This is a genomic window from Psychrobacter sp. Ps3 (assembly GCF_022129275.1).
In the GTDB taxonomy this organism is placed as follows: domain Bacteria; phylum Pseudomonadota; class Gammaproteobacteria; order Pseudomonadales; family Moraxellaceae; genus Psychrobacter; species Psychrobacter submarinus.
This window is the reverse complement of sequence record NZ_JADQAL010000053.1, coordinates 1-11514: the sequence shown is the minus strand read 5'-3', so window position 1 is coordinate 11514 and position 11514 is coordinate 1. Positions and strand designations below refer to the sequence as shown.

At 44.2% G+C, this 11514-nt stretch carries 12 protein-coding genes; 11 read left to right on the top strand and 1 reads right to left on the bottom strand.

Going from position 1 to position 11514, the window contains the following annotated elements:
• The first annotated feature begins 73 nt into the window (after window positions 1-73).
• The 11 genes from ribE (at window position 74) to I3248_RS11490 (ending at window position 10492) form a co-directional block, all read left to right on the top strand.
• Window positions 74-604 carry a 6,7-dimethyl-8-ribityllumazine synthase gene (gene ribE / locus I3248_RS11540; RefSeq protein ID WP_025646786.1) on the top strand — a complete coding sequence of 177 codons (531 nt, stop codon included), beginning with the start codon at window positions 74-76 and terminating at the stop codon, window positions 602-604.
• 295 nt (window positions 605-899) lie between these two features.
• On the top strand, window positions 900-1787 hold the full coding sequence (gene nusB / locus I3248_RS11535) for a transcription antitermination factor NusB (RefSeq protein ID WP_238063889.1): 888 nt from the start codon (window positions 900-902) through the stop codon (window positions 1785-1787).
• 2 nt (window positions 1788-1789) lie between these two features.
• Window positions 1790-2806 carry a thiamine-phosphate kinase gene (gene thiL, locus I3248_RS11530; protein WP_238063888.1) on the top strand — a complete coding sequence of 339 codons (1017 nt, stop codon included), beginning with the start codon at window positions 1790-1792 and terminating at the stop codon, window positions 2804-2806.
• A gap of 3 nt (window positions 2807-2809) precedes the next feature.
• Entirely contained in the window at window positions 2810-3388 is a 579-nt protein-coding gene (locus I3248_RS11525) for a phosphatidylglycerophosphatase A (RefSeq protein ID WP_025646789.1), read from the top strand.
• 138 nt (window positions 3389-3526) lie between these two features.
• Complete coding sequence (gene glmU / locus I3248_RS11520) at window positions 3527-4891, top strand: bifunctional UDP-N-acetylglucosamine diphosphorylase/glucosamine-1-phosphate N-acetyltransferase GlmU (protein ID WP_238063887.1); 1365 nt, start codon at window positions 3527-3529, stop codon at window positions 4889-4891.
• 163 nt (window positions 4892-5054) lie between these two features.
• Window positions 5055-6932, top strand: a complete 1878-nt coding sequence (gene glmS / locus I3248_RS11515) for a glutamine--fructose-6-phosphate transaminase (isomerizing) (RefSeq protein WP_238063885.1) — start codon at window positions 5055-5057, stop codon at window positions 6930-6932.
• 148 nt (window positions 6933-7080) lie between these two features.
• Window positions 7081-7842 (top strand): TnsA endonuclease N-terminal domain-containing protein, encoded by a 762-nt coding sequence (locus I3248_RS11510; RefSeq protein ID WP_238063883.1) that lies wholly within the window; start codon window positions 7081-7083, stop codon window positions 7840-7842.
• A gap of 52 nt (window positions 7843-7894) precedes the next feature.
• Window positions 7895-9060 (top strand): IS3 family transposase gene (locus tag I3248_RS11505; RefSeq protein WP_238063881.1). Its coding sequence is split into 2 segments (ribosomal slippage): window positions 7895-8150 and window positions 8150-9060, totalling 1167 coding nucleotides; the frame shifts between segments, so codons are not numbered across the junction.
• A 167-nt stretch (window positions 9061-9227) separates the two neighbouring features.
• On the top strand, window positions 9228-9545 hold the full coding sequence (locus I3248_RS11500) for a hypothetical protein (protein WP_198337105.1): 318 nt from the start codon (window positions 9228-9230) through the stop codon (window positions 9543-9545).
• A gap of 29 nt (window positions 9546-9574) precedes the next feature.
• A complete protein-coding gene (locus I3248_RS11495) occupies window positions 9575-9988 on the top strand; it encodes an organic hydroperoxide resistance protein (protein ID WP_198337104.1) in 414 nt (137 codons plus the stop codon).
• A 288-nt stretch (window positions 9989-10276) separates the two neighbouring features.
• The gene (locus I3248_RS11490; RefSeq protein WP_198337103.1) at window positions 10277-10492 is read left to right on the top strand and encodes a hypothetical protein; all 216 of its coding nucleotides are present in this window, start codon (window positions 10277-10279) and stop codon (window positions 10490-10492) included.
• Window positions 10493-10623: 131 nt separating this feature from the next.
• Here I3248_RS11490 and I3248_RS11485 read toward each other — a convergent pair whose 3' ends face one another.
• On the bottom strand, window positions 10624-11451 hold the full coding sequence (locus I3248_RS11485) for an oleate hydratase (protein ID WP_346268430.1): 828 nt from the start codon (window positions 11449-11451) through the stop codon (window positions 10624-10626).
• Window positions 11452-11514: the final 63 nt, after the last annotated feature.

Sequence of the window (11514 nt, the reverse complement as noted above, 5' to 3'; positions counted from 1 at the left end):
GCCTAAAAAATAGTCGCTGTCAGTGCCATGGTCGAATGTTCAACACGCCCTAATAAAATCAAAGGATATTTTTATGTCAAATTTACAGCAGCAGCGCAATGATGTGACGCATATCGATGGTAATTTGCATCAGAATGAAGACGCGCGTATCGGTATCGTCGTCGGTCGTTTTAATGGCTTCGTCGTTGAATCCTTAGTCGATGGCGCGATCGATGCACTTCTACGTCATGGCGTACTTGGTAGCAACATCACTGTCGTTCGCGTCCCTGGTGCTTTTGAGCTGCCTTTGGTTGCCCAGCGCGCTGCAGAGTCGGATCGTTTTGACGCCATTATTGCTTTAGGCGCGATCATCCGTGGCAGCACCCCGCACTTTGATTTTGTGGCGAGCGAGTCTGCTAAAGGCTTAAGCAGCGTTGCAATCGATTATAATATTCCTGTTGCTAATGGCGTACTGACCACCGACAGCATCGAGCAGGCGATTGAGCGCGCTGGCACGAAAGCTGGTAATAAAGGCTCAGAAGCCGCTATGGTGGTGCTGGAGATGCTAGCGGTACTCTCGCAGCTAGACGTTGATGATGACTATGATACTAGTGATGATGCTTAGGTTTAAAAGATAAAGTATTATCATACGGCTCTTTACGTAGAGCTTTTTATGATTAGGTTGACATGACAAAGACTGCCTCGAATGCGGGTTTTAAAAGCTCATGCTAAACCAAGAATAACGTTTCAAGTTTTCAATAAGTACTTTTACAAACACTTTTAATAGGCGCTATGGTCAAAAATCATGGCGCTTAAGCGCCACAACGGACTGGCAAAGTTGCCAATCGACTACTATTTAACATTTTATTGGCTATTTATTCACTTAGTTAAACTTTTTGTTTAAACCTTAGGTATTTTTCATGACTGACCAACTCAAACGCGCTATCCATGAAGCAAAGACGGCAAAAACTACTAGCAAGCCTACTGATAAAGCGGGTGCTAGCAGTGAGGAACAAAACTTCGATATGAGTGAGTCGACTTATAAGACGACCCATACTGCCGTACGTAAGGCGCGCCGCTTTGCGATGCAAGGCTTGTATGAGTGGCTGGTGACCGATCGCCGTTTTGAGACCACAGATAAGCTTGGCTGGAAAGACAACGCCCCTCACGATATCGCCGCGCGCACCCGTGCCACGAACGCTATGCACACCGTACACATTGGCTACTATCACGAAATGATGCGCGATATCCCAGAGCAAATCGAAGCGCTGGACGCTTTAATTGAGCAACACCTTGACCGCAAAGTCGAACAGCTCGATACTGTTGAGCACGCGATTTTGTTGATTGGTGCTTATGAGCTGCAAAACCGTCTTGAGATTCCCTATAAAGTGGTGCTTGATGAAGCAATGAAGCTCAATAATCACTTCGGTGCAACTGACGCGCACAAATTGATCAATGCGGTACTCGATAGACTCGCGATTGAATTACGCGCGCTTGAGGTTGATGCTGATACTAAAGCCAATAAACGTACTTCGCAAAAAGCTGCCGCTCAGCCGCAAGCCGTGTCGCAAGCGACTACCAATACCGAGTCAGCTACAAGTCCTGCCGATAAGCCTACCGCTTCTAATAAGCCGCGTATCAGCGCTAATAAAACCAACGTTAAGCGCGACCGCCCGAATAAATCCAGTACCGCCACCAAGCAAGCGATTAAAAATGCAGCTGCCGCGCCAGCAACTGCTGATAGCGTAGATGATAGCAACGCAAAAAACACTGATACCGATAATACTGTTACCAATGATAAAGACTAGCCATGACTGAGTTTGAGCTGATTGAGCGTATATTTAGCACTCTGCAAGATGAGCAGCCTTCTGCTGGTATAGAAAAAGCCATCGGTGACGATGCTGCGGTAATGAGTCTGCCAACAGGCGCGCGCTTGGTCAGTTGTATCGATACTTTGGTGCAAGGCCGCCACTTTAGCGCGGATTGGGATGAGGTTAATGAGCTGGCTTTTCAGATTGGCTATAAAGCCGTCGCAGTCAATGTCTCAGATATCGCTGCTATGGGGGCGACGCCGCACAGTATTTTATTAGCCTTAGCGCTACCTGAGCGCTTAGCAAATGAGCAGTGGCTAAGCGGCTTTGCTAAAGGCCTGCATCACGCCTGCCAATTATTTGGCGTGACCTTAATCGGCGGCGATACCACGCGCAATGATACTTTAGTGTTAAGCGTTAACGCGCAAGGGTTATTGGCTGCCAATACGAACGCTGTCTACCGCTCAGGCGCAAAAGCAGGTGACAAGGTCTATGTTTCAGGCACCCTTGGTGATGCTGCTTATGCACTCAATCATCCTGATAGTGAGACGGGGCGACAGTTAGCGCACAGGTTACATATGCCGACACCGCGCATTCAGCTTGGCGCATCGCTTGCAAAGACTGACGCTACATCGATGATAGATATCTCCGATGGCCTGTATCAGGACCTCTCGCATATCTGTCAGCAAAGCGGCGTCACCATGCGTATCGATATAGAAAAGCTGCCGACGAGCCAGCCCTTGTTACAGGTAGATGAAGCTGAACGCTTATTGTGTCAGTTAACCGGCGGCGATGACTACGAGCTGGCTTTTACTTTGCCTGCTGATGTCGAGCTGCCTGCTAGCCAATTGACTAACACGCAAATCACTTGTATCGGTGAAGTCGCGGCGACCGATTCGGCGCTACAAGAGCCGCGCCCACGGCTGTTTTATAATGGACAAGCCGTTACCAAAGAGCATCCCGCTCCTTTTACTACGCTACCCTCATTTACGGGTTATCAACATTTTATAGGTTAGCCCATGACTGACGACCTGCATAAACCTGATATTAGTAAAGCCAATGACTGCCCGCCCCTGCCAGCGGGTGCAAGTACCCTCGATACTATTGTGTATTGGCTAGGATTAGGTTTAGGCAGCGGCCTGCCGCGCCGCGCACCTGGCACTTGGGGCACGGTTGGTGGACTGATTGTCGCTATTCCTTTATTAAGCTTAGGCTTTACTGCCTTTTTGATTATTACCCTTTTGTCTTGTGTCATTGGCGTTTGGATCTGTGATCGCAGCTCAGAGCTGATGGGTGTCCATGATGATCCGCATATCGTTTGGGATGAATGGGCAGGTATTTGGATTACCTTACTGCCCTTCTCTTATTTAGGCGTCAGTACCACTAGCTTTTGGTCAGATATTAGCCAGCCTATCGCTATCTTTGCGCTCATTATTGCCTTTATTCTGTTTCGCTTCTTTGACATTATCAAGCCGCCGCCGATTGGCTGGGCAGATAAAAAAGTCGCTGGCGGCTTAGGTATTATGCTCGACGACATTATCGCCGGTATCATGGCCGCTGTAGTTTGGCTGATAGTTATGGCGGGTATGCTGCTATAGCTTCGATAGCTTCGATAGCTTCGATATAAGACGAGACTTTTTACAAAGAGTGCAGCCAAATCCATACAAAGCCTATATGATTTTTGTTTGGCTTTAGGCTATAATTTCAATATATTTTGTTACAACTATCGAGCTATTATGACCTCTTCTCTTTCTGTGATTATCCTCGCTGCCGGCAAAGGCACGCGTATGCAGTCGGCTAAACCTAAAGTACTGCAAACCCTTGCTGGCAAGCCCTTATTGAGTCATGTATTAGATACTTGTCATCATTTGACAGTGGATGAGACTATCGTCGTCTATGGCTTTGGCGGGGAGCAAGTTCAAGAAGCGATGCGCGCTTATAATCTGGCTTGGGTAGAGCAGACAGAGCAGCTAGGGACGGGGCACGCGGTCAAAGTCGCTTTGGAGAAACTACCACAAACTGGTCAAAGCCTAATCTTATATGGCGATGTGCCCCTAGTAAGTCGTCAGACATTAAGCGCACTGCAATCCGCTAATACTGATGGTATGTCGATGTTGACACTAACCGTTGATAATCCGTTTGGCCTTGGCCGAATCAAGCGCGACGCGAATGGCAATATCGAAGCCATCGTCGAACAAAAAGATGCCAGTGACGCAGAGCAGCAAATCACTGAGATCAATAGCGGTATTTATTGTGTCGATAATGCCCTACTGCATAAATACCTGCCTAAGTTGTCAAATGACAATGCGCAAAATGAGTATTATTTAACCGATATTGTCAAAATGGCAGTCGCTGATGGTATCGCTATTGCTGCTATCGAGCCGGAGCATGCCTTTGAGATCGAAGGCGTCAATAACCGTCAGCAGCTCGCAAGCTTAGAGCGCTCATGGCAAAATAAGCTGGTGCACGATCTGCAAGTCGCGGGCGTGCAGTTTGCTGATCCTACTCGTGTCGATATTCGTGGTAGCCTCAGCGCAGGGCAAGATGTGTTTGTCGATGTCAATGTGGTATTCGAAGGCGACTGCGTACTCGGTGATAACGTCTACATCGAAGCGGGCAATGTGATCAAAAACTCACAAATCGGTAATGCTTGCTATATCAAGCCAAACTGCGTCATCGATCAAGCAAATATCGGTGCAGGCGTGGATGTCGGTCCTTTCGCCCACCTACGTCCTAACACTGTACTATCCGACCACAGCAAAATCGGTAATTTCGTTGAGATTAAAAAGTCCGTCGTCGGCCAAGGCAGTAAGGTCAATCATCTAAGCTATATCGGTGATACCACTATCGGCACGGACGTCAATGTCGGTGCAGGCACCATTACTTGTAACTATGACGGCGTTAACAAATCGCAGACTATCATTGAGGACAACGCTTTTATCGGCTCCAACTCAAGCTTAGTAGCACCTGTGACCATCGGTGATACCGCAACAGTGGCAGCAGGTTCAGTCATCACAAAAGATGTCGATGCCAATGCACTAGCACTCGGCCGAGGCCGCCAAGTACAAAAGGACAATTTTCAACGTCCGACCAAAAAATAGCAGTAGCTCAGTAGTTGGCTTGCTACACACTGCAGTCAGAAATAAGCAGCGCGACAACACTAGTGGTGCTGCTTACTGCTATATGGCTCCAAACAAATTTATCAAAATAGCTATCGAAATTACAAATATTGTCACTCTAAAACATCGAATTTAAGGAATCACTATGTGCGGAATAGTCGGCGCGGTCGCTGAGCGTAATATCGCTAATATCTTACTCGAAGGACTCAAACGCCTAGAATACAGAGGCTATGATTCTGCGGGTCTCACGGTGATTCGTAATAATGAGCTACATCGTGAGCGCCAAGTGGGCAAAGTGCAAGAACTGGTCAATGCTGTAGCGGTCAATCCGCAGTTTTTCGATGGTCATATCGGTATCGCTCATACCCGCTGGGCGACCCATGGTGAGCCTGCGCAGCGTAACGCGCATCCGCATATCTCAGGTAAAATCGCTGTCGTCCATAATGGTATCGTTGAGAACTATAGCGAGCTCAAAGAAGAGCTCATCGCGAAAGGTTACGAGTTTACCTCGCAGACTGATACCGAAGTGGTCGCACATCTTATCAATGACTTATATAGCCAAGATAACGACTTACTAGCAGCGGTTCGCGCTGTTATACCAAAGCTACATGGCGCTTTTGCTTTGGGTATTGTCCATGTCGACTGCCCAGATGAGCTAATTGCGGTACGACTTGGCTCGCCACTGGTCATCGGTGTCGGTATCGGCGAGAACTTTATTGCCTCAGATCAGTTGGCGCTACTACCTGTGACTAATCGCTTTATGTACCTAGAAGAAGGCGATATCGCTAAAATCACGCGCGACAAGGTTAGCGTTTATGCCGATGGCGTAGAGGTCAGTCGTAAGATCAATGAGATTGACGCGCAGCAGCACAACGCCGATAAAGGCGAGTTTAAGCACTATATGCTCAAAGAGATTTACGAGCAGCCAGATGCGGTATCTCGCACGCTTGAGATGGCACTAGAGAGCACTGTCTCAAATGAGCAGATAGATGACGACGCTAAAAACAGCTACCAACTAAAAGCCGACTTTTTACAGCGTCATGAATCTAAGCTTGCTGGTATTCGCCACATTCAAGTGATCGCTTGTGGTACTAGCTATCACGCCGGTATGGTGGCCAAATATTGGTTTGAGAATTTAACGCGTCTACCCTGCTCAGTCGAAGTGGCGAGCGAGTTCCGCTATCGCAATCCGGTCGTCATTAATAACTCTTTAGTCGTTTGCATCTCGCAATCAGGTGAGACGGCAGATACGCTATCGGCGCTACGCGACACCCAAAAGCAAGCGCCTACTGGCCTTGTCAGCTTAGCTCTATGTAACGTACCGACTTCCTCACTAGTGCGTGAAACCGATATTTATCTGCCAACTCATGCTGGCCCTGAGATTGGCGTTGCTTCGACCAAAGCCTTTACCACTCAGTTAGTGGCGCTGATGCTACTGGTACTAAAGATCGGCGTCACTCAATCGCGTTTGGACGATGAGCGCTTAACGACTCTACTCGCTGGACTGCATAAGCTGCCTAGTCAGTTGTACGCTAGCCTCCATCTTGATGGCGATATCCAAGCAATGAGCGAAAAATTCGAGAATAAGAAAAGCTGTCTGTTCTTAGGTCGCGGCTTACAATTCCCAATTGCGCTTGAGGGCGCGCTTAAGCTCAAAGAAATCTCCTACATTCACGCAGAAGGCTACGCGGCAGGTGAGCTAAAACATGGGCCATTAGCGCTAGTCGATAAGGACATGCCTATCGTCGTGCTCGCGCCTAAGGACAGTATGTTCGATAAGCTCAAAGCTAATATGCAAGAGGTGCACGCGCGCCACGGTGAGCTGTTTGTCTTCGCTGGTGAATCCAGCAAGATGGTGGCAGAAGATCGTCTGCATGTCGTTTATATACCTGATGTTTGCGAAGATCTTGCGCCAATCGTCTACAGCGTACCCGTGCAGCTACTGTCCTATCACGTAGCAGTGATGCGCGGAACCGATGTCGATCAGCCACGCAACTTGGCCAAGAGCGTCACAGTCGAATAATATAAATTATTGATTTTAAAGTAATTGTGCGCGAGTAATAAAGTATCATACTGAGTAATAAAGTATCATACTGAGTAATAAAGTATCATACTATTGATTATGACGTTTACCCCTGCTATTGTTAAATCAATATTAGCAGGGGTTTTTTATGCTCTCAAAAAAACAAGAAAAATGGCTTAAAGAAGGTAGAGGTCAAGGTGAGCTCGCCGACTATAAGCCTTGGATAAAAATCTCTGACATATCTTCATCAGGTCGCTCTCATAGAGTTTTCGGTCATAAAACAAAACGAACTCATCATTTACTCTCAGACTTAGAACTAGCTACATTTTTGTTTCTTGAATGGAGCCCCACAGTTCTTGATATTAGAGAGCAATTTCCTCTCAATTACGACGATACCCTTATCATTGCAGAAGAAAAGCAAGTTAAGCATCCGAGCGTTAGAGGCGATATACACATAATGACATCAGACTTTTATGTAGTCAGTTCCAATGAAAACTATAGCCAATTCGTATTACAAGCTAAGTACTCAAAAGATTTAGATGATATTCGAACTATAGAAAAGCTGGAAATTGAACGTCATTACTGGCAATCCAAAGGTATACCTTGGCAAATAATTACTGAGAAAGATATTCCTATGGATATCCAAAATAACATAAAGTGGCTATACCCAGAGTCAAATAGTGAAATTACTTTTAATATTGAAGAAAAGTTAGCCTTTTACGTTGCTCAGTTCAGTAAAGCTCCTTCAAAGACCCTTATAAACTTATGTCAAGATATTGATAGCGCTTACTTTGGTGAATTAGGAGCTTCTTTAAACGAGGTTAGGAAACTATTAGCACTTAGATTTTTTACCTTTGATATTCTTATTAGTTTCAAACAATTGAAGTGTAGTGATATTGAGCTATGCTGAAGAAACCGTACAAGTAAACTTGGTAAACTAACGACTCAACGAGGAGTTTACCATGACCAAGAAAGTTAGAACTTACAGCACAGAATTTAAAGCAGAAGCTGTCAAGAAGATAGCGGATAATAATGGCAATATTTCAGCTACTGCAAAGCAGCTCGGGATCGCCATGCAAACCTTATCTAACTGGCAGAATAAAGCCAATCAGGGCAAGCTTGTGGGCACTGAACAATACGATCCTGATCTTATGACGGCTCTTCAGGAAATAAAGCAGCTCAAGCGGCAGCTTAAAGTGGCTGAAGAGGAGCGCGAGATCTTAAAAAAGGCGACGGCGTACTTTGCCAAGCACAGTTAGTGAAGTACGCCTTTATTAAAGACAATCAGCAAGTCTTTAGCATTAGTAGCATGTGCCGCGTACTACAGGTTAAACCCTCAAGCTACTATGACTGGCTAGGTCGTCATATCAGCTGTCAGCAGGTACATCGTAATCAGTGCGAGTTACTGGTTAAAGCCGCTCATACTCAGACCAAGCAGTGCTATGGCGTAGATCGACTGCATGCTCATCTAAGCGAGCAAGGGCATGACATTAGCCTATATATGGTAAGAAGCATCAAAGAGGAACACGGCATTAAATGTCGTCGTCATAAGCGCTTTAAAGTCACCACTGACTCCGATCATAACAAGCTGGTTTATCCAAACGTGCTGGATCAGAAGTTTGATGCAAACCGTCCTAATGAAGTATGGGTAAGCGATATTACTTATATCTGGACACATGAGGGCTGGTTGTATTTAGCGGGAGTCAAAGACTTATATACCAAAGAGCTGGTCGGCTATGCGATCAACAAACGCATGACCGCAGATTTGGTCTGTCGCGCATTGAACATGGCCATCAGGAATAAACGTCCAAACAAAGGGCTAATCGTTCACTCTGACAGAGGCAGCCAGTATTGCAGCCATGCCTACCACAAGATCATTAAACAGCACCATTTTATAGGCTCGATGAGTGGTCGTGGCAACTGCTTTGATAACGCTCCAATAGAAAGCTTCTGGGGCGTATTGAAGAATGAATTAGTATATCACCAAGACTATAAAACAAGGTTTGTAGCCATCAGAGATATCATTGGATATATTGAGCTGTACTACAACCAGACTAGGATTCAAAAAGGCTTGGGCTATAAATCGCCAAGACAGGTGTGGTTTGACTATTATCGTCAGGCTGCGTAATTAAAATCTCCCAAGTTTATGTATACGGATTTGACGGCAGGGGTCAATATTTGATAAAGTTAAAAAAGAAAACCCTGCACAAGGGCAGGGTTTTCGCATCTGTCTAGGGGGGAGGTGTTAACCTACGATACCCCTAGCTCACAATTTAATTATAAGGCTTTGTAGGTATGAATTCAACTGTTAACGGTGAAAGGGTAAAAAGTACGCTATCTTCACCCAGACTATCTACTTACGAAAAAGAAGTTTCTGACCTAGATAGCGCTTTAGAATTGTATCTATGGAATGCAAATGTATCAGGCGCTTTTTTACCTTGCCTACATATTTGTGAGGTGACTATTAGAAATGCGGTTTCAGAGGTGTTGTTTAAGCTACATAGTAACCAGTGGCCTTGGAATAAGGGTTTTATAAATACTTTGCCTAATCCTGCAAGAATAAACCTACAGCAAGCAAGCACCAAGTCATCTGATGTCAATAATGTTTATTAGAGCTGAGACATTCAAACAAGGAATATATAATGAAAATTTTTTATAAAACTCGCGCAACAGCAACTGGCGGCCGTTCTGGACATACAGGTCTTGATGATGGTTCTTTAGGTTTTGATTTGGTGTCTTTTCAAGAGCAAGATAAAGAAGGTGTGAATCCAGAACAGCTGTTTGCGATGGGCTACGCTGCGTGCTTTGATAATGCTCTGGATATGACAGCACAGCAAATGAAACTACCAATAACTGGGTCAAAAACTTCTGCTCAAGTTGGTATTGGTATGAACGCTGATAACAGCTATAATTTAGATATAGATTTATTTATTGAAGTGTCTGGTATTGACGAGTCACAAGCGCAAACTCTAATCGAATCCGCTCATCAAGTTTGTCCGTATTCAAATGCAACTCGTGGTAATGTTGATGTACGCCTGCATGTTACTGTGGCTTAAAAAGCAGTGGTAATTATAAAAAATAATAATAATAAAAAATAATTATAATTATAATTATAATTATAATTATAAATTTTATAATTGCTTGACTAATCTACAGGGTCAAGCAATTTTTTATACCTTAAAATATTTCTGCTCTTCTTATATTTGGAGGTATATCTGATAATTGTCCACTCAATAGAGCAGACCCTAATTAGCTATCTTGATTATCCTTATTATAAAAAGTAAGCAATTATTTTTTAACTCTCAGAAACCTAAAATCTTTCCTAATTCAGATGTTGCAAGATTATGAAAATCAAAAACAGACTCAGACAGATATTGATTGGCTATATAGGTCTTTTCCCTACGCTGTTAATCGTGTTGAGTGTATTAAAGCCGATTACTAAGGATTTGAGCTTTCCAGTGGTTGTACTGATAGAAACTATAATACTTGTACCCCTAACCCAGATGGCATCTTTTCCGTTGGCAGGTTGGTTATTCAATCGTATTAGAGGCGAGAAATAGAGCTAGGCACAAAAAAAGTGATAAAGAAATCATCATAGTAATAGATAACTACTAGAATTTCATTTATCACCTTCAATACCTTATGGTAACTGAGAATTTAAGCCACCACAAGCGTTGCAATCTACAGCAGCTTATTTATGCCAAATACTTTTAATAGACTCCCAATACTCTGAGAAAACGGAGTCATTACGCTTCGTTTCTTCCTTACTATCTAGATGGGTAGGTGGCAAGATATGCTCATAGTAGGTATCTTTTAATAGCTTACGTAATAAGCCTTCTCCAATAAATCCTTTACCATCATTTAGCGTATTTGCCGCTCGTAATAGGTGACGAATGTCATATTGCGATGGATCTATATCAGGTACCTGTTTTTTGATATTCAGTAGGCTATATACCGCGACTCTAGCCGTACGAACAGAGCTTTCGACGGTGAATACTACATCGTTTCTAGTTTCGACAAATTGTCCTACTAAGCCTAGATTAGTACAGCCTTGTGGTACAATTTCAGGACGGTCGCCCTGCGCACGTGCCATAAACTGTGAGGTAATATATGGCATATAGGTAGATCTAACAATGGTATTGTCAACTACGCTATCTAACTCATCGATAATACCAAGGTGATGGCAAAGCTCTGCTAAAATCTCATTACCTGTACATTTTGGCATTGGTTTCTTACTATAATTGCCGTCTTTATCCATCAGCAAACTATATACCCAAAGCACTAAAGTATCCTCTGGTTGGTTCGGGAAATGTGGCTGACGATTACAAGTAAAGCTCATTACCCAATTAGAATCGGTAAAGGTGACGATACCACCTGTGGCTGTTTTACCTGAGTAAGGATCATTAACAGATAGCTCTTTAACCTTATTTACCAATGCAGAAGGCTTACAGGTAAGGGTCGCTGACATCCATGCAGACTCATTCACATTACCATTGAATTTTTCAGGATGACCAAAAATGCTGGATTGGTAATCCCCCCGATAAATAAGAACACTTAAAAATAGAGAATAACTGCTAAAATA

Coding starts and splice junctions, on each gene's coding strand:
- ribE (WP_025646786.1), top strand. CDS start 74: ATGTCAAATTTACAGCAGCAGCGCAATGATGTGACGCATATCGATGGT.
- nusB (WP_238063889.1), top strand. CDS start 900: ATGACTGACCAACTCAAACGCGCTATCCATGAAGCAAAGACGGCAAAA.
- thiL (WP_238063888.1), top strand. CDS start 1,790: ATGACTGAGTTTGAGCTGATTGAGCGTATATTTAGCACTCTGCAAGAT.
- I3248_RS11525 (WP_025646789.1), top strand. CDS start 2,810: ATGACTGACGACCTGCATAAACCTGATATTAGTAAAGCCAATGACTGC.
- glmU (WP_238063887.1), top strand. CDS start 3,527: ATGACCTCTTCTCTTTCTGTGATTATCCTCGCTGCCGGCAAAGGCACG.
- glmS (WP_238063885.1), top strand. CDS start 5,055: ATGTGCGGAATAGTCGGCGCGGTCGCTGAGCGTAATATCGCTAATATC.
- I3248_RS11510 (WP_238063883.1), top strand. CDS start 7,081: ATGCTCTCAAAAAAACAAGAAAAATGGCTTAAAGAAGGTAGAGGTCAA.
- I3248_RS11500 (WP_198337105.1), top strand. CDS start 9,228: ATGAATTCAACTGTTAACGGTGAAAGGGTAAAAAGTACGCTATCTTCA.
- I3248_RS11495 (WP_198337104.1), top strand. CDS start 9,575: ATGAAAATTTTTTATAAAACTCGCGCAACAGCAACTGGCGGCCGTTCT.
- I3248_RS11490 (WP_198337103.1), top strand. CDS start 10,277: ATGAAAATCAAAAACAGACTCAGACAGATATTGATTGGCTATATAGGT.